The sequence below is a fragment of the Novosphingobium sp. FG137 genome, assembly GCF_057809735.1.
The window spans coordinates 76,578-94,685 of sequence record NZ_JBMDKN010000002.1; the positions used below are offsets into that span (position 1 = coordinate 76,578).

Consider the following 18,108-nt stretch of genomic DNA (forward strand, 5'->3'; position numbering starts at 1 on the left):
AATCGAACCCCAATTGCGCGGGTTGGGTGCGGCATGTGCTGCCCCACACCGACCTGTCGGAATTCCTTACGGTTGACACAGTTGACACAGTCCTGAGGAATAACTGCATTCGATTAGTGGAGTGAGTTTGATCGGCCAAGGCGATCAATGACGGCAGTGCTGGCGGTTGGGGTGGCAGCATGGGTCAGGTGGCTCGGCACTGTGGGGCGGACACGCAGAGCCTTGCAGATTTGGGGGATGTAGGAAAGTTCGTGGGGGGCGCCGGACAGGCAAGATGCTGCAGCGCCCCCCTTTCGCCGGTGCGGCTTAGGCCTGAAGAACCTCTACCCTGAAACGAAAATCCCATGCGGATGGGCCGCATGGGATTCTCTTGTTCGGCAGCCTGAACGGCCGACTCTTACATCTTGACGTTCACTTCCACGCCAAACGTGCGCGGATCGTTGAAGAAGCCGGTGATACCGGCAGTCGGAGAGCCTGATTTGTAGAACAAATGCTGTTCGTTGAACAAGTTGCGCGCCCAGGCCGAAACTGTCAGCCGTGCGCTATCATTGCCCATGTCGATATCAGCGATGGCAATCCGGCCGTTCATGACAAACGCGCTCTCACCCTTCGGCTGCGCAAAGCGCACCGCCCGGGTGCGGGTATCGAGCAGCGAGTCGGTGTAGTTGGAATAGAAGCCTGAATCATAGTTCCCATCGAGATGGGCTCTGACCGTAAAACCATTCAGGGGGAGTTCGTAATCGATCGACCCGCTGGCGGCGTATTCAGGCGTATAAACCTGATAGATCTTCTGGGCGGCCGTGACCGAGACAATCTGGCCGTTGATGCGCTGCTGGAACGGGTTCACCGTGTCGGGGATCTTCACGCTGGTATAGGCAAAGCTGCCCGAGAGCGTCAGGCCTTCCAGCGGCATTACGGTCAATTCGGCCTCAATCCCCTTGAGCCGCCCGGTGCCGGGGGCATTGACCGTGTCAGTCGTGGTGCGCGTGGTGACGACCCGCACGCCATTGACGAAATCCTCATACTGGCCGCTGAAGTCGAGTTGGATGTTCTTGTAGGAACCCGTGTACGCCGCGATATTGAAGCGCGCGCGGTGATCCCAGAACTCGGTCTTGGCGCCGATCTCGAACATCGAGACAGTCTCTGGATTGAACGTAGCGTAACTCAGCGATCGCGAGTTCGCGCCGCCCGAGCGGTAGCTGGTGCTCCACTTCCCGTAGAGATGGAGATCGCGCGATGCATCGACGCTGAGATTGACCAACGGGTCGACCCGCGATTTTGAATAATCGAGCGGGATCTCTGCCGGCGGATTGCCATTGATTCCAGCCGGAAGCGCGCCATTGACCGTGAACAGCCGCCCCTCCTTCTTGTCGCGCGTCCAGCGTGCGCCAAGCGTCAGATGCAGCATGTCGGCAGCGATCGGCGGCGTGTAGGTGCCCTGTCCATAGGCCCCGATGCTGGTGGTGGTGACATGGCTGGCGCGCTGCACCACATAGGGCGAAAGCGCTGACGTGGGATACCCGGCCAGGTCCACCGTGAAAGCGCTACCCGCCGCGTCCGAAAAGCGTGCCACGAACGGCGCCTGCGCGTCATCCTGAACGCGCTCCTGATAATAGAGCGCGCCAGTGGCAAATTTGATCCGGCCAAACTCGCCAATTGCCTGAATTTCTTCGCTGAACTGGTTCTGGCGGAAGGCCGCAAGGCTGTAGCGCTGGAACAAGGCTCCAGTAAAATTGGCCGCAGGCCGGGTCACGAACGACGATGCAGCGGCAGCGTTGTCGAATTGGGTCTGGGTCATTTCGCGATAGGCAGTGATCGACTTGAGCAGCAGCTTGGGCATCACCTGCCATTCAAGGTTGAACCGGCCCCCGGTCGTCTTGCCGACGCTTGGCTGCTGGATCGCCCCCACCGCCGCAACGCTGACGCGCTTCGGCTGCAAGGGAGTGGCCGCTGCGATGACATAGGCCGCAATGGCAGGGTTGTCAGGGCCCGAGGCCGGGACTGCGAACGGGGCACTGACGAGCTGCTGGTACAGCGTGCTGGTTGCATCATAGGAGGAGTCGAACGAAAGATCGGCGGTGACCGTATCGGTCGGCTTCCACAACAGTTCGACATGGCCGCCGCGGCGATCGTAGCTGTTGAAATCTGATTGGCCTGCGAGCGGATTCTTCACAAAACCGCCGCGACGTGTGACGATGCCATCCAGCTTGAGGCTGAAGTTGCTGAAGCTGGGCAGGTCGAGGTGAACCACCCCGTTATAGCTGCCATAGTTACCGACCCCGACCGTGGTATTGAGCTTGAATTCGCCGCTGGGCCGCTTGGTGGTGATGCTGACCGCGCCGCCTTCCGTGTTGCGACCGAACAAAGTGCCTTGCGGCCCCTTCAGCACTTCGATGTTCTCGACATCGAACATGGCCGCGCCAAGCGCCTGCGGTCGGCCGAGGTAGACCCCGTCGATGTAGACCCCGACACCCTGATCGCGCGCGGGCTGGTTGCTGTCGGACAGCACGCCGACGCCGCGTACGTTGATGATCAATGCGCCCGGCCGCGAGAAGAACGGGGCCACGCGCAAGCTGGGGATTGCGCCATCGCTGAGATCCACCAGCGACTGGACGTGACGATTGACCAGCGCGGCGCTGTCGAGCACCGAGATGGCAATCGGGGTCTGCTGCAAGTTCTCCGGCCGCTTTTGCGCCGTGACGATGATTTCAGTGAGCCCACCTTGCTCGCCCGCATCGGCAGCTGCTGCATCATCTGACGTGGCGGGAGCCGCCTCTGCGGCAATCGCCTGTGTAGAAACGCCTGCGAGCAACACAGTCAGAATCTGCGCGGCCAGAATCTGCGCGGCAAGTGTTTTCAATGTTGGTTTCATCGTGTGCCCCCTGAAACAAGCAGTAAACAGGGGTTTCCGATCACAGCATTTCGCTAGACCGCCCTGCCCCTCAGGCGGCGCATCTAAGGACTGACAGTGACACTTCAGCGGCTGATAGAAGGCAAAACGAAGACACTGAATCGGATACAAATAGAACCGATGTGACTGCTATCGAAATGTCACAAATCATCTTTACGCGATGGTCAAAATATTGGCCAATGAGAGCGGGTTCGCTATTCTCGGCACATCTCGTGAAGGATTTATCATGAAAACCGGCGCGCTTCTCGGCCATGGTATGGTGCCAGTGGCAATCATGGCCCTCCTCTCCGCACAACCGGTGGCGGCCAAGGTAACCGGGGCGGAAGTCATTCGCACGGCGGACGGGACGCTGACCGTGCGGTGGCAAGCGACGGGGCCGGTCGACGTGCTCGTGGCCAGCGACCCCCAGGCATCGGTGAAAGACGCGCAAGTCGTCTCGGCAGCCGATCTTGACGGCAGCTTTATCGACAAGGAGGGAAGCACCGAGGCGCGCCGCTTTTTCACGATCCGGGATCGCCAGGACGGCAGCGCAGTGCATGTGGCCGAAAGAGTGCTACCCTTGGAGCAGGGCTCGAACTTCCGCGACATTGGCGGTTACCCGGCGGCAGGGGGCAAGACGATCAGGTGGGGCACGATCTATCGGTCGGGCGCAACCCCGCTGCTGACCGTGCAGGATCAGGCCCGCATTCGCGCGCTGGGCCTGCGCAACATGATCGATCTGCGGTCTGACGAAGAGCGCGTCCTCGCGCCCTCCAGAATTGACGGCGTGGCCTATTCCGCCATCGGCTACCAGATGGGTTCGATGATGAATACGGGCGCTGCGATGCGCAATGGTGCGGCGCTCTATCACAATTTCCCCAAGTTCTTCGCGCCGCAATTGAAGGTCATCTTCGACAAGCTCAAGCGAAACGAAGGTCCGCTGGCCTTCAATTGCTCGGCTGGGCAGGATCGCACCGGGTTTGCATCGGCCATGGTGATGTCGGCGCTGGGCGTGCCGCGCGATGTGATCGTGCGGGACTATCTGCTCTCAACCGAATATCGCCGGCCGCAGTTTGAACTGCCGCGCATCAACCCAGAACTTTACAAGGACAACCCTGTCGCGCTGATGTTTGCGCGCTATCAAGGCGCGCCCGGCGCAGACAAGCCGCAGCCGTTGCTGGAGGCAGACGGCACCCCCTATCTCGCCGGGGCCTTTGCCGAGATCGAGACCAAATGGGGATCGGTCGACAATTACCTCAGGGACGAAATCGGCCTCACCGCGCAGGATATCGCGGCGCTGCGCCGGAGCTACCTGGAGTAACGCTGGCGGATGACGACTGCGGCCAGAAAGCGAGGCGTCGCCGTAACCCCACTCACCCCAGCACGGAAAAGCTGCTCGCGCGGTTGATGGGGCGGAGGCGGGAGAAGGCGGCGAGGCCCACGTCCCGGCCCGTTGCGGGCAAGCGGAACTGCAAGGGCGTCCGGTCGTGGTCGGCGCCGTTCATCACGCTCTCGATCAGATGGCCCATCAGGCCGCCGACAAGCGGCGCGTTCTTGAACTGGTTGCCGCTGGTGCCGACGGCGGTGAAATAGCCATCGATGTCGCTCCTGTCGTAAACCGGGATCCAGTCCTCGCTGACGTCATAGAGCGCGGCGAAGCCTTGGGCCGTGTTGGGAATGCCGAGGTGCGGGAAACGCAGGGCGGCGCGCCAGACCTGATTGGTCCATTGGTCGGTGAGGCTGGTCTCGTAGTCCTCGCTGTCGAGATATTCGAGCACGTCGCAGGCCGGTTCGAGCGAGCCGATCAGGAGACGGTCCGCCTGGTCCGGGCGCATGTAGATGCCGGCGTCGGCGTCGGTCATGACGAAGCGCAGGCTTGGCCCTTGCGGGGTCTGCGGCATGGGGATGGTGGCGACTTCCTGCCGCAGCGGGCGGGTGCTGATGTGCTCCGGCTTGTGCGCGCCGGCGAGGCCGTTCACCCAGCGCGAGGCGGGGCCGGCGGCGTTGATGACGATGGGGGTGTGGATCAGGCCGCTCTTGTCGCAGGTGAGGCCGGTGATCTTCCCGGCGGACTGGTGGATGGCCAGAACGGTGTCGTTGAAGCGGAAATGGCCACCGGCGCGCTCCACGGCCCCGGCGATCTGGGCGGTCGCCAGCTGGGGATCGCTGATATAGCCGCCGGTGGGGCAGAAGATCGCGCCGGTGATCGGATCGCCCGCGGTTTCGCCGAACGCAGGGTCATCGATGCGGCGGGCGGGGCTGAATTGGCGGAGGTCCGCGCCGGGGAGCCATTCGGGAAGCTCGCCCGGCCCGACATCGGTGAAAGGGACGCCGACTTCGCGCAGAACCGCACGCGTGCCGGTGAGCTGGCGATTGTCCACCGCTTCAAGGACGAGGCAGCCGCATTCGTTGTAGTGCAGCGCGGAATCGGGGCGGTAGCCGAGGTACTCCTCCCAGTTCTGCCAGGCGAAGTGCGCTTCATAGGCGAGCGCGGTGCCGTCGATGGTCGAATAGTAGGGCCGGATGATCGCAGCAGACCAGGATGTGGAGCCGTGCCCCGGTGCAGGGCCGCGGTCGACATTCAAGGTGCGGTAGCCGCGCCGCGCCAGATCGAGCGCGATGGCGCAGCCGATGACGCCGGCACCGATGATCACGGCGTCGTATGCAGTGCTTTCGGGCATTGAGGCTGGTTCCCCTCTCCCAACCCTCTCCCCTGAAGGGGAGAGGGCTCTCAGGATATCAATGGAAGATATCGGTCCAGAGCATCCACTTGCCGTTCACCAGCTTGTAGACGACGACAGCGGTGACGTTGGCGTGGACGGAGTTAGCGCCCTTGGTGTCGTATTCGACGCGGGAGATTTCGCGGATGTAGGTGGGCGAGAGGCGCTCGGTTTCGAGGACGGTGAGCTTGAGGTTGGTGATCGCGGTGGCCGCGCCGGTCCACCATGCGGTGATATCCGCGCCCTTGTAGAGCTTGTTGTCGCCCGGGAGCATGGTGGCGTCGGCTGCGTACATCGCGCCGACGGCGGCGGTGTCGCCCTTGTTGAACGCAGCGGCGAGCGCGTCATCCGCCGCCTGGATCATCGCATTGTCGTTGGCGAGCGCCGGTGTTGCGGAGAAAACGAGTGCGGCCGCGGCGAGAAGTGTCTTGCGCATGAGAAGTGAGCCCCCTTGGGAATGGTCCCCGAAGGAGGAGGCTATGGGGCTTTGTCCGGCGCGTCAAACACCGCGCGGGGATGCGCCCCGAAGGGCGGGCGTAGCGCCGGCATCCTTCGACAGGCTCAGGTTGAGCAAGCACGGAAAAAGGGGACAGTCCCCATTTAATCTGCCCGCCGGAAGCGGCACATTAAACAGGAACTGCCGATACTTGGAGCCGATAAAATAGGGACTGTCCCTATTTTTAGAACTTCAGCGCGCGCACCGTGCGGACGCCGGGGACGGTGCGAGCTTCGGCCAGCACCGCCTCGGTGACGGGGCTATCCACCGAGAGCAGCAGCACCGCCTCACCGCCGGCCTCGCGGCGGCCGAGGTGGAAAGTGCCGATATTGATGCCAGCCTTGCCGAGCAGCGTCCCGATCGAGCCGATGAAGCCCGGCGCATCCGAGTTCACGATATAGAGCATGTCGCCCGCCAGATCGGCTTCGATGCTGATGCCGAAGATTTCAACGAGGCGCGGCTGGCCGTTGGCGAACAGCGTGCCCGCGACCGAACGGTCACCCTGCGCGGTGCCGACGGTGACGCGCACCAGCGTGTGGTAATAGCCTTCGCGGTCATGCCGCACTTCGCGCACGTCGAGCCCGCGCTCCTTGGCGAGGAAGGGCGCGTTGACCATGTTCACGGTCTGCGAATACTGCTTCATCAGACCCGCCAGCACCGCGCCGGTGATCGGCTTCTGGTTGAGCTGCGCGGCGGCGCCTTCCACTTCGATGGCGATCTTGGTGAGGTTGTCATGCGCGAGCTGGCCAACAAGGCTGCCGAGGCGTTCGGCAAGCGCCATGTAGGGCTTGAGCTTCGGCGCTTCCTCGGCCGAGAGCGAGGGCATGTTGAGCGCATTGGTGACGCCGCCGGTCACGAGGAATTCGGCCATCTGTTCGGCCACCTGCAGCGCGACGTTAACCTGCGCTTCCGTGGTGCTTGCGCCGAGGTGCGGGGTGCAGATGAAGTTCGGCGTGCCGAACAGCGGCGATTCCTTGGCGGGCTCGGTCTCGAACACGTCGAGCGCGGCGCCGGCGATATGGCCGGCATCCATCAGGTCCTTGAGCGCGGCTTCATCGATCAGGCCGCCGCGCGCGCAGTTGATGATGCGCACGCCCTTCCTCGTCTTGCCGAGGTTTTCGCGGCTGAGGATGTTCTTCGTCTCGCTGGTGAGGGGCGTGTGCAGCGTGATGAAATCAGCCTTGGCGAGTAGTGTATCGAGGTCTGCCTTTTCGACGCCGATCTCGATCGCGCGTTCGGGGGTGAGGAAGGGATCGTAGGCGACGACCTTCATCTTGAGGCCGAGCGCGCGGCTGGCGACGATCGAGCCGATATTGCCCGCACCGATCAGGCCGAGCGTCTTGCCGGTGACTTCGACGCCCATGAAGCCGTTCTTCGGCCACAGGCCCTGCTGGGTCTGCGCATTGGCTTCGGGGATCTGGCGGGCGAGCGCGAACATCAGCGCGATGGCGTGTTCGGCGGTGGTGATCGAGTTGCCGAACGGGGTGTTCATCACCACCACGCCCTTGGTCGAGGCATAGGGGATATCGACGTTGTCGACGCCGATGCCGGCGCGGCCGATCACCTTGAGGTTCGTCGCGGCATCGAGGATCGCCTTGGTCACCTTGGTCGAGGAGCGGATGGCGAGGCCATCATAGTCGCCGATGCGGGCGATCAGCTCTTCGGGGGTTTCGCCGGTGATGACGTCCACGTCGCAGCCGCTTTCGGCGAAAATGCGCGCGGCGTTGGGGTCCATCTTGTCGGAAATGAGTACGCGGGGCTTGGTCATGATTGTCTCCCTCTCCCCTTCAGGGGAGAGGGCCGGGGAGAGGGGAACTGGTCTCGTCCGGCCCTGTGATGGTTGGAAAAAGTCGGAAAGGTGGCGCTTGTGCCCCTCTCCCAACCCTCTCCCCTGAAGGGGAGAGGGCTAGCAGGGATCAGGCGGAAGCGGTGGCCTTGACTTCGGCCCAGGCCCAATCGAGCCAGGGGCCGAGATCGGCGATATCCGCCGCATCGACGGTGGCGCCGCACCAGATGCGCAGGCCCGGCGGGGCATCGCGGTAGCCGGCGATGTCATAAGCCGCGCCCGCGTTTTCGAGGAGGCCGGCAAACGCCTTGATCAGGGCTTCGTCTGCGCCTTCGACGGTGAGGCACACCGAGGTCATCGAGCGCGAGGCGGGATCGGCGGCGAGGTGGCCGAGCCAGCTGCGTTCCTGAACCAGCTTGTCGAGCGCGGCGGAATTGGCGGCGCAGCGGGCCTTGAGGCCTTCGAGACCGCCGACCGACTTCGCCCATTCGAGCGCGAAGATCGCGTCTTCCACAGCGAGCATCGAGGGGGTGTTGATCGTCTCGCCCTTGAACACGCCCTCGGTGAGCTTGCCCTTGGAAACGAGGCGGAACACCTTGGGGAGCGGCCAGGCGGGGGTATAGGTTTCGAGGCGTTCGACCGCGCGGGGGCCAAGGATCAGGACGCCGTGGCCGCCCTCGCCGCCCAGCACCTTCTGCCAGGAGAAGGTGGCGACATCGATCTTGTCCCACGGAATGTCGTCGGCGAAGACCGCGCTGGTGGCGTCGGCGAAGGTCAGGCCCTCGCGGTCGTCGGGGATCCAGTCGCCATTGGGGACGCGCACGCCCGAAGTGGTGCCGTTCCAGGTGAAGAGCACGTCGGTCGAGAAATCGACGACGGACAGATCGGGCAGTTGGCCGTAATCGGCGCGGATGATCGTGGGATCGATCTTGAGCTGCTTGACCGCATCGGTGACCCAGCCCTCACCAAAGCTTTCCCACGCCATCGCGGTCACGCCGCGGGCGCCCAGCATCGTCCACATCGCCATTTCGAAGGCGCCGGTGTCAGACCCCGGAACCACGCCGATGCGGTGCGTATCGGGCAGCTGCAGCACTTCGCGCATCAGATCGATGCAGAGCTGCAGACGCGTCTTGCCGATCTTCGAGCGATGCGAACGCCCGAGCACTTCGGTGGCGAGTTTGGCGGGATCGTATCCGGGCGGCTTGGCGCAGGGGCCGGACGAGAAGTGAGGGCGCGCAGGCTTGCGCGCAGGGGTAGGTGCAGTCATGTAGTCTCTCCTTGCAGAGAGCACGCGCGGCGTTGGGACCGCGTGGCCCGGCGCCGTGCATAGTGGCAGGGGTGATCCTGTCAACCTGCGTTAGGGGGCGGGGCTTCCCTTAAGCTTGTTCCTAATCGCAAATTAACCATCGGCGCGGCAGAATGGCAGCATGGCCCGTCCGCTCGCCCTCACGCTTGCGCTCACCCTGCCGGTGCTGCTCGCCGGCTGCGTCGGCGGATCACCGCCGGCCCCGCGCCCCGTGCGCACGGCGACCACCTGGAACCCGCCCGCTGCGCCTGACAGCCGCATGTGCCTCGCCAATCTCAGCCAGAAATATGCGAATTTCACCCCGTTGCCGGACCAGTATTATGGCGCGGGCTGTTCGGCAGTGGGCGCGGTGCGAATCGCTTCGCTGCGCAGCGATGGCGGCATGCTCCAGATCTCGAACCTCGGCCCGGTGACCTGCCCGCTGGCCAACACCCTCTCCGGCTGGGCGCGCTTTGGCGTGGACCGCGCGGCGCGGGCGATTCTCGGCAGTCCGCTGGCGCGGATCGAGACGATGGGCAGCTATGCCTGCCGCACCGTTGCCGGCACATCGCGCCTTTCCGCCCACGCCAGCGCCAATGCCGTCGACGTCAGCGGCTTTGTGCTGGCGGACGGGCGGCGCATCACCGTCCTGCGCGATTGGGACAGCGAAAACCCGCAGATCCGCGCGTTCATTGCCACGATCCGGACCAGCGCATGCAAGCGTTTCGGTACGGTGCTGAGCCCTGAGTACAACGCCGCACACCGCGATCATTTCCACCTCGAGGTCGGCGGCGGCAGGCCGTTCTGCCAGTAGATGCGGTCCGGCTGCAGGGGCGCTGAAATCCACGCTGTGCCGTTATAAACATCTCTTCGCTTGCCGTTCTCAACCAAGTTTGTTGAGTTGCGTATCGGGCCAGGTGGGGTTGCAATGATTCGTTACGTTTACGCGTTCGGTTTGCCGGGTGTTGTCATTTGCCTGCCGCAGGAAGCGGCCACGGGGAGCGTAGCCTGATGCGCATGCGAGGCTCCCCGCGCCGTCCGCAGGGATGGGTCGAACTGCCAACCCTGCTGCTTGCTGCGGCCATCTATGGCGGATGGCTGGCCCTCACCTGGTGGCATGAAGCGCTGCCCGGTGCCGTGCTGTTCGTGGCTGGCGGCTGGATCAGCGCCTGGCACAATTCGCTGCAGCACGAGACGATCCACGGCCATCCGACGCGCAGTCCGCTCATCAACACGCTGATTGGCTGGCCGCCAATCAACATCTGGCTTCCCTACGAAATCTACTACCGCAGCCACGTGGCGCACCATTCCACGAGGCTGACGACCGATCCGTTCGACGATCCGGAATCGAAGTATGTCGCCAGCGAAGGCAGCCTGCTGTGGTGGAGCGAGCGCGTGCAGCAGACGCTCATCGGCCGGCTCGTGCTCGGTCCGCCGATCGTGGTGGCGCGGACGCTGGTGGAAGAACTGGCCCGGCTGCGACATGAACCCGGCGCTTTCCTGCGCGATTGGCTGCCGCATGGCGCGGGCGTGGCCGTGATCCTGGTCTGGCTGAACTGGTGCGGCCTGGGCCTTGGCACCTATCTGCTGTACTTCGTCTATCCCGGCACCGCGCTTTCCATGCTGCGCAGCCATGCCGAGCACCGCGCCGATCCCGATCCGGCGCGCCGCGCGGCAACGGTCGAGCGCGGCGGGCTGCTCGCGCTGCTTTATCTCAACAACAATCTCCATGCGGCGCACCACGCCCGGCCGGATCTTGCATGGTACCGCTTGCCGCGCTTCCACGCCGCGCGGCGCGGCAAGGTTCCTGCCGGCCCGGTCTATCGCTCCTACGGTGCCTTGCTGCGCCGCTTCGCCCTGCGCCCGCACGACGAACTCGTTCATCCTGACTACAAGCCATCCGGGGGATGAGCGGCCCGGTCGCCTCGCTGGGCATGTACGATCACCCCGCCCAGCGCGCCGCCAACGATTCGCTCTGGCATTGGATCGCGGCCCGCCTCGCGGCGCAAGGCGTGCGTGACGTGCCTGCCAGTCTTGAGCGGACACGCGCCCCGGATGTGCTCTGGCCGGATCCGGCGCTGCTGTTCGGACAGGCCTGCGGCTATCCTTTCGCGCGCTTTCACAAAGGCCACCTGCGCGTGCTAGCCGCACCCCGCTATGGCGCCCCGCATTGCGAAGAGACGCGCCACAGCAGCGTGATCGTCGCCCGCGCCGGGGATGCACGCACGGCGCTGGCGGACTATCGCGGCGCGGTCGCGGCGATCAATGAGCCTGCGTCGAACACCGGCGTGAACCTGCTGCGCCATACCATTGCCGACCAGTGCGGACCCGGCCCCTTCTTCGCCGGCTTTGTCCGCACCGGCGGCCATGTCGCCAGCATGCGCGCAGTCGCGGCGGGCGAGGCGGAGTTGGCCGCGATTGACGCGGTGACCTTTGCCGCCGCCGAGGCGAGCTATCCCGGTCTGCGCGAAGGGCTGAAGGTCATTGCGGTTTCCCGCAAGGTTCCCGCCCTGCCCTTCGTGACCGCGCGGGCAACGCCGGAACCGGTCGCGCAGCTGGTGCAGGAGGCGCTGCTGGCGGCGATGCATGCGCCGGAACTGGCGGAGACCCGCGCGGACCTACTTCTGCTGGGCGCCGAGCCGATCGATGCTGCGGCCTACGACGAGGTGCTGGAGCTGGAGCGCATCGCGGATGCCGCCGGCATCGCGCGTCCGCAGGGCTGAGCGCGCGCGGCCTTCCCATGACATTTGCCGCCGGTTAGCATGCTGCGATGCCGATGATCCTTTCCGCACTGGCGCTGGCTGCAGCCACCCCGCCGCCACCACCGCCACCCTCATCACGCGAACAGGTCGTGATCGGCAGCGACAATGTCGATCTGGCCGGCGCGGGCGATCTGCAGTTCTATTCGGAATCCGATCCGGTGCTGGCGGCCATGGGCGTCACCACCTTTGGGCCGGGCGATACGGAGCTCGGAACCGCCCGGATCACGTTCAACCGCCAGGGCCGCGCGGTTGCCTGCGTTCCCGGCGAAACCGGCAGCACGGCGCGCGGGGTGGCAGCGCTGTGCGAGCAGATCAAGGCGAAGGGGGAGTTCCGGCGCAACTTCGGCTTTGATCTGCCCTATGATACCGGACAGCTGGCGGTTGCGTTCTGGGGCCGAACTTTGCTCACCCCGCTGGATCCGATCGTGATCCTGCCTGCCGGGAAGGGCTACGATGTCACCATGGTGATGATCGACGGGCGCTGCCAGATCGAGGCCAATCCGTTTTCCGAGTGGCAAGAGGCCGAAATCTGCGCGGCCTGGACCCGCGCCGGGCGGCCCGGCTTCGCGCCGCTGCCGTCGGGGGCTGCGGTGCCGCCCCCCGCCCCGGTTCGCCCGAATGTGCGAAGGGCCGCGCCGCGCAAATCGGCGGGCCGGCCGGTGCGCGCTGCCGCCCGATCCACTCGCCCGGCTGCTGCACCGGCGCGCGTCCAGATCGCCTATATCGCGATCCGGCTGGGGCCGAACCGCAGCGAGATCACGGTCGGCCAGCGGCTGATCTGGCGCGATGTCGATATAGTCTATCCCCAAGTGCCCTTCGACGAACGCCCGCCGATCGGAACTGGCAACGGTTCGCTGGAATCAAAGGTTTCCGAGAATGACTATCCCAGCCTAGCGCTGCGGGAGGAGATCGAGGGCAAGGTCAAGATCCTGGTGGGCTTTCGCCGCGATGGCGAACCGGCGAGCTGCCGGCCGATCGGATCATCAGGCACGGCCTATCTCGACAACATGACCTGCAAGGTCGCGATGCGCCGCCTGCGCTTTGCCTTCAGCGACAGAATCTCGGACTTTTCGGGCCTGCGATATGAAACCAAGGATTTCCGCTGGGTGATCCCGGAGGACTAACGGCAGGCGCCGGAGCCGGAAAGGAAGCTTCAGGCCGCCATATTGCCCAGACCGGTGGCCTCGATCCGCAGTCGCACGGCTTCGGCAGCGTGGCGGGCGCCGAGCTTGCCCATCATCTTCATGCGGTGGATCTCGACCGTGCGCGGGCTGATTTCGAGATCACGCGCGATGGCCTTGTTGCTGCACCCTTCGGCGAGGCGATCGAGCACTTCCCGTTCGCGCATCGAGAGGCGGGCAATGCGCTGGCGGGCTTCCGCCGCGCGGGCGCGCTGCTGGCGCTGGGCATCGGCTTCGCGGGCGCAGCGGGCCACCGCCTCGTTTAGCGGGGCGATCTGTTCGGGCACGGTGAGATAATCGAGCGCGCCAGCCTTGATCGCGGCAACCACCGCGTCGATCGTCGGCGCTTCGGCGATCGCGATGATCGGCAGCCACTGCCCGGCGCGCATCATGGCAGCGACGAGGCTGGTTATCCCCTCGCCCACCGGCTCATCCTGCGCAAGGACAAGACCGCCCGCCGGCGCATGGCTGAGCAGCTCATCCGCGTGGGCATAGATTTCCGCATGATGCCCTGCGGCAAATGCGAGACGAGCGAGCTGGGCCCGGCGGGCTGTGTCGCTATCGAGGACATGGAGGGTGACGCGTTCGATCATGGGTTAACCAAACCATGAACACCGGCCACCACGCCAACGGGGTTAGTTTCGTTCTGAACCCACAAGCGCCGCCAAGCGGCGATACCTACCTAAGTACCTAAGGGAATCATACTCGGGAATGGACCCAATAACCCCGAATTGGTGCTTAGTAGCGCCCCTTCGGCGCAGCCCGGAGAACGAACCGATTTGGATAAGTGTTTATCCGTATAACCGGCTGCGTTAACGAAACCGGCTGCGGATCAGGTCACCGGATCATCAAAGCTGTAGTCCGGCAGCGAATAGAACGCCGAACGCAGCGCCTCGCCCCAACTTGAGGATATCAGCTTGAAGAACGGGTCTTCCGCCGTGATCCGCTTGTGGTGCAGCGGCTCGAACCGGTCGCGCTCGATCACCATGAGATCGAACGGCAGGCCGACCGAGAGATTGGCCGCCAGCGTCGAATCGAACGAGACCATGAGCAGCTTGACCGCGTCCTCGAAGCTCATCGTCTTGTCATAGCCGCGCACGAGGATGGGGCGGCCATACTTGGTCTCGCCGATCTGGAAGAAGGGCGTATCGAACGAGGCTTCGATGAAATTGCCTTCGGGATAGATCAGGAACAGGCGTGGCTCCATGTCCTTGATCTGGCCGGCGACGATCATCGAGGCGGTGAAGCGCGGGCCTTCGCCCTGCATCCCGGTATCATCCTGCCGCCCCTCGATCACATCGCGCAGCAGGCGGCCGACAATCGTCGCGATCTGGAACATCGTCGGCGCATCGAGGATCGATGGCCTCCGCTCGCCCGGTGTCTTGTTGCGCTCTTCCAGCTGGCTGATCACGGCCTGCGTGGTCGCCAGATTGCCTGCGGTCATGATCGAGATGATCCGCTCGCCCGGAACGGACCAGGTGAACATCTTGCGGAACGTGGAAATGTTGTCGACGCCCGAGTTCGTGCGGGTATCGCTCATCAGCACGAGGCCCTTGTCGAGCACCATCCCCACGCAATACGTCATTGGTCCTGCCCCTCGTTGTCTGGCGTCGCCCGGACTCGCGTGCGAGGTCACTGTTCCACACGCTGCTGCGCGACGGCAAGCTTCACGTGCAAGGTTTCGTCATAGGCACCGTAGCGGATGCCGGTGACGGGGGCAGCATCGCGATAATCCCGGCCCGTCGCGACACGGACGTAATGCGGATCGGGCGAGATTCCGTTGGATATGTCAAAGCCAACCCAGCCGAGCCCATCGACCATGGCCTCGGCCCAGGCGTGGCCGGCATCCTGCTCGACGCGGTCCTTCATCATCAGGTAGCCGCTGACATAGCGCGCCGGCACGCCCAGCGCGCGCGCCGCCGCGATGAAGACGTGGGCATGGTCCTGGCACACCCCGTGCCCGGCGGCGAGCACAGCCTCGGCGTTGCTCGCGGTATCGGTATGGCCCGAGCCATATTCCACCGATCCACGCACGAGGGCGGAGAGCGAGTGGAGCTTTTCCAGCGTATCCTGCTTGCCCGAAAGGCCCGCAATCAGCGACCGCAGCCGCGGGCCGCCGCTTGTCAGCTCGGTCGGCTGGCGAAAATGCCACAGCGGCAGGTAGCCCGCGTGATGGCCGACGATGCCAGCCTTGTCGTTGGTATCGACCACGCCTTCGCAGCGGATCGTCACTTCGGTCACGCCCGGCTCGAACGCGATCAGGGTGACGTGGTTGGCGTTCTCGTCATCATACTCGACTTCCTGCCGCGCGCCTTCGAGCCCGATCTTCCACGCTACGATCGATTGCCCCGCGCTGGTCTTGGGTGTCAGGCGCAGACGTTGCTGCCCCCGCGCCGCCGGGGCGGAGAACGTATAGTGCGTGGTATGATCGACCCAGAGTCGCAAGCGGCCGTTTTCCCTTAATCGATGAAGCGCCTAATCGATGAACCGATAGTCGTACTGGATCTGGTTGGCGAGCCGCGTGTTCCGGCTGATGAACTTCGCGATGTATTCGTGCAGGCCCTGCTCGAAGATCGCGTCGATCGTGATCGTGTGAAGATCGCAGTCCGCTTCCTGCAGGATGGCATGCGCCTCGGTCTCGCAGCCATATTCGCGCGCGAGGTGGGCGAGGTTCGAGCGCAGCTTGCCGTAGCAGAACGCCAGGCTGCGCGGGAACCGGCTATCGAGGATGAGGAACTCCGCAATCCCGCGCGCTTCCATACGGCCGGCATTGAGCCAGCGATAGGCGCGCTCCCCCGCGAGGCTGCGCAGCACGTTTTCCCACTGCACGTTATCAAGGCTGGAGCCGACATAGGAAATCGAGGGCAGTAGCACGTAGTACTTCACATCGAGAATGCGCGCGGTGTTGTCCGCCCGCTCGATGAAGCTGCCGATGCGCGCGAAATTGTAGATCTCGTTGCGCAGCATGGTGCCTTCCATCGCGCCGCGCACCTGAGTCGATTGGCGGCGGAGCGTATCGAGCACCGCACCGAGCCGCGTTTCGGCGACCGGCCTGGCCAGCAGCTCACGCATGCGCAGCCAGCTGTCGTTGACCGATTCCCACACCTCGCGCGTAATCCCGGCGCGGACCATGCGCGCATTGGTGCGCGCCAGTTCGCACATGGCGAGGACGTTGCCGGGGTTATCCTTGTCGCGCAGGATGAAGTTGATCACGTTCGGTCCGGCATAATCGGTGCCGAACTTTGTCTCGTAGAGTGCGCGCAGCCCGAGCGTGACGATGACCGAGCGCCACTCGTCGCTGGCATCGCGCGCATCGCGGGTGAGCGCCATGCGGAAGCCCGCCTCGATCAGACGCGCGGTGTTTTCCGCCCGTTCGAGGTTGCGGAACAGCCAGAAGATGCCGTTGGCGGAGCGGCCTAGCATGGGGTGGCCCGCATATCAGTCATCCAGCACCCAGCTGTCCTTGGTGCCCCCACCCTGCGACGAGTTCACCACCAGCGAGCCCTTCTTGAGCGCGACGCGGGTGAGGCCGCCGGGCGTGATGTCGATCCCGCCGGGGGAGACGAGCACGAAGGGCCGCAGATCGACATGGCGCGGGGTGAGCCCGCCGCGGCCAAGGATCGGCACGGTGGAAAGCGACAGCGTTGGCTGCGCGATATAATTGTGCGGCCGCGCGGCAAGCTTGGCGGCGAAGGCGGCGATTTCCTTCTTCGTCGAGGTCGGCCCGATCAGCATGCCATAGCCGCCCGAGCCGTGGACTTCCTTCACCACCAGTTCCGAGAGATGCTCGAGCACATACTTGAGCGCATCCGGCTCCGAACAGCGCCAGGTCGGCACGTTGGGGAGGATGGGCTTCTCGCCGGTGTAGAATTCGACGATTTCGGGCATGAACGAGTAGATCGCCTTGTCATCGGCGATGCCCGTGCCCGGCGCATTGGCAATGGTGATCCCGCCCGCGCGGTAGACGTCCATGATGCCCGAGACGCCAAGCTGGCTTTCAGGCTTGAACGACAGTGGATCGAGATAATCGTCGTCCACCCGGCGGTAGAGCACGTCGATCGGCGTGTAGCCCTGCGTGGTGCGCATGGCGATGCGGCCGTTCTCGATGCGCAGGTCGCTGCCCTCGACCAGTTCGGCGCCCATCTGATCGGCGAGGAAGGCGTGTTCGAAATAGGCGGAGTTGTAGATGCCGGGCGTGAGCACCGCGACGACCGGTTGGTGGCCCTTGGCGGCGGGCGGCAGGCAGGCGGCGAGGCTGCGCGCAAGGCGGCGCGGATAGTCCGAAACCTCGCGCACGCGCACCCGCGTGAACAGTTCCGGGAACATCGCCATCATCGTCTCGCGGTTCTCCAGCATGTAGGAGACGCCGGAGGGCGTGCGCGCGTTGTCTTCGAGGACCATGAAATCGTCCTCGCCGGTGCGGACGAGATCGATGCCGACGATGTGGGTGTAGACGCCGCCCGGCGGCGTGAAGCCGACCATCTGCGGGAGGAAGGCCGGGTTCTTTTCCAGCAGGCGCGCGGGCAGGCGGCCCGAACGGACGATTTCCTGCCGGTGGTAAAGATCATGCAGGAACGCATTGAGCGCCCGCACCCGCTGCTCGATCCCGCGCGAAAGCCGCCGCCACTGGTGCGCGGTGATGATGCGCGGCACCATGTCGAACGGGATCAGCCGCTCCTCGGCGTCCTCGCTCCCGTAGACATTGAAGGTGATGCCGGTGCGGCGGAAGAACGCTTCAGCCTCCGTCCCCTTGCGGCGCAGCAAGTCTGCCGGCTGATTGGCATACCATTCTTCATACCCGCAATAGGCCGGGCGCACCGAGCCATCGGCGGCAAACATCTCGTCATAGGACGAGGGCGAGGCTGCTTTCATGCGATCATCCCGATGCGCCAAAGCTTGCACAGCGCGCGGCCTTTGCCAAGCGCCATGCTGCACTTGCGAGACAAATTCGTAACTGAACTGCGCCGCAATGGGTTTCGCCGCTTCGC

At 64.5% G+C, this 18,108-nt stretch carries 15 protein-coding genes; 5 read left to right on the top strand and 10 right to left on the bottom strand.

Translation table 11 applies throughout. The features are described 5' to 3' along the window. Nucleotides 1-397: 397 nt before the first annotated feature. Nucleotides 398-2,872, bottom strand: a complete 2,475-nt coding sequence (locus ACODS2_RS05985; protein ID WP_488997996.1) for a TonB-dependent receptor — start codon at nt 2,870-2,872, stop codon at nt 398-400. A 265-nt stretch (nt 2,873-3,137) separates the two neighbouring features. On the opposite strand from ACODS2_RS05985, the gene ACODS2_RS05990 reads away from it, so the two are divergent. Then, on the top strand, nt 3,138-4,211 hold the full coding sequence (locus ACODS2_RS05990) for a tyrosine-protein phosphatase (RefSeq protein ID WP_488997997.1): 1,074 nt from the start codon (nt 3,138-3,140) through the stop codon (nt 4,209-4,211). Between the two features lie 52 nt (nt 4,212-4,263). Here the strand turns inward: ACODS2_RS05990 and ACODS2_RS05995 are convergent, their stop codons facing one another. The 4 genes from ACODS2_RS05995 to ACODS2_RS06010 all read right to left on the bottom strand — a co-directional run bounded on the left by ACODS2_RS05995 (nt 4,264) and on the right by ACODS2_RS06010 (nt 9,159). Beyond that, nucleotides 4,264-5,571 (bottom strand): NAD(P)/FAD-dependent oxidoreductase, encoded by a 1,308-nt coding sequence (locus tag ACODS2_RS05995; RefSeq protein WP_488997998.1) that lies wholly within the window; start codon nt 5,569-5,571, stop codon nt 4,264-4,266. 58 nt (nt 5,572-5,629) lie between these two features. After that, on the bottom strand, nt 5,630-6,046 hold the full coding sequence (locus ACODS2_RS06000) for a DUF4440 domain-containing protein (protein ID WP_421837147.1): 417 nt from the start codon (nt 6,044-6,046) through the stop codon (nt 5,630-5,632). Between the two features lie 244 nt (nt 6,047-6,290). After that, nucleotides 6,291-7,874: a phosphoglycerate dehydrogenase gene (gene serA, locus ACODS2_RS06005; RefSeq protein ID WP_488997999.1), complete on the bottom strand. Its 1,584-nt coding sequence runs from the start codon at nt 7,872-7,874 to the stop codon at nt 6,291-6,293. Nucleotides 7,875-8,022: 148 nt separating this feature from the next. Beyond that, nucleotides 8,023-9,159: a phosphoserine transaminase gene (locus ACODS2_RS06010; protein WP_488998000.1), complete on the bottom strand. Its 1,137-nt coding sequence runs from the start codon at nt 9,157-9,159 to the stop codon at nt 8,023-8,025. Between the two features lie 160 nt (nt 9,160-9,319). On the opposite strand from ACODS2_RS06010, the gene ACODS2_RS06015 reads away from it, so the two are divergent. The 4 genes from ACODS2_RS06015 (at nt 9,320) to ACODS2_RS06030 (ending at nt 13,063) form a co-directional block, all read left to right on the top strand. Beyond that, entirely contained in the window at nt 9,320-9,991 is a 672-nt protein-coding gene (locus ACODS2_RS06015) for an extensin family protein (protein ID WP_488998001.1), read from the top strand. Nucleotides 9,992-10,188: 197 nt separating this feature from the next. Continuing rightward, the gene (locus ACODS2_RS06020) at nt 10,189-11,088 is read left to right on the top strand and encodes a fatty acid desaturase (RefSeq protein ID WP_488998002.1); all 900 of its coding nucleotides are present in this window, start codon (nt 10,189-10,191) and stop codon (nt 11,086-11,088) included. Then, nucleotides 11,085-11,900 (top strand): phosphate/phosphite/phosphonate ABC transporter substrate-binding protein, encoded by an 816-nt coding sequence (locus tag ACODS2_RS06025; RefSeq protein ID WP_488998003.1) that lies wholly within the window; start codon nt 11,085-11,087, stop codon nt 11,898-11,900. Before ACODS2_RS06020 ends, ACODS2_RS06025 begins: the two co-directional genes overlap by 4 nt. Before the next feature lie 53 nt (nt 11,901-11,953). Further along, nucleotides 11,954-13,063: an energy transducer TonB gene (locus ACODS2_RS06030; protein WP_488998004.1), complete on the top strand. Its 1,110-nt coding sequence runs from the start codon at nt 11,954-11,956 to the stop codon at nt 13,061-13,063. A 29-nt stretch (nt 13,064-13,092) separates the two neighbouring features. On the opposite strand, the gene ACODS2_RS06035 is transcribed toward ACODS2_RS06030, so the two are convergent. From ACODS2_RS06035 to ACODS2_RS06055, 5 genes are all read right to left on the bottom strand, one after another. Continuing rightward, nucleotides 13,093-13,713, bottom strand: coding sequence for a response regulator transcription factor (locus ACODS2_RS06035; RefSeq protein WP_298165231.1), 621 nt, complete (start codon nt 13,711-13,713; stop codon nt 13,093-13,095). Between the two features lie 239 nt (nt 13,714-13,952). Continuing rightward, nucleotides 13,953-14,705: a proteasome-type protease gene (locus ACODS2_RS06040; RefSeq protein WP_298165229.1), complete on the bottom strand. Its 753-nt coding sequence runs from the start codon at nt 14,703-14,705 to the stop codon at nt 13,953-13,955. Nucleotides 14,706-14,752: 47 nt separating this feature from the next. Continuing rightward, on the bottom strand, nt 14,753-15,565 hold the full coding sequence (locus tag ACODS2_RS06045) for a transglutaminase family protein (RefSeq protein WP_298165226.1): 813 nt from the start codon (nt 15,563-15,565) through the stop codon (nt 14,753-14,755). A gap of 30 nt (nt 15,566-15,595) precedes the next feature. Further along, nucleotides 15,596-16,543, bottom strand: a complete 948-nt coding sequence (locus ACODS2_RS06050) for an alpha-E domain-containing protein (protein ID WP_298165224.1) — start codon at nt 16,541-16,543, stop codon at nt 15,596-15,598. A gap of 15 nt (nt 16,544-16,558) precedes the next feature. After that, nucleotides 16,559-17,992 carry a circularly permuted type 2 ATP-grasp protein gene (locus ACODS2_RS06055; protein WP_298165222.1) on the bottom strand — a complete coding sequence of 478 codons (1,434 nt, stop codon included), beginning with the start codon at nt 17,990-17,992 and terminating at the stop codon, nt 16,559-16,561. Nucleotides 17,993-18,108 lie beyond the last annotated feature (116 nt).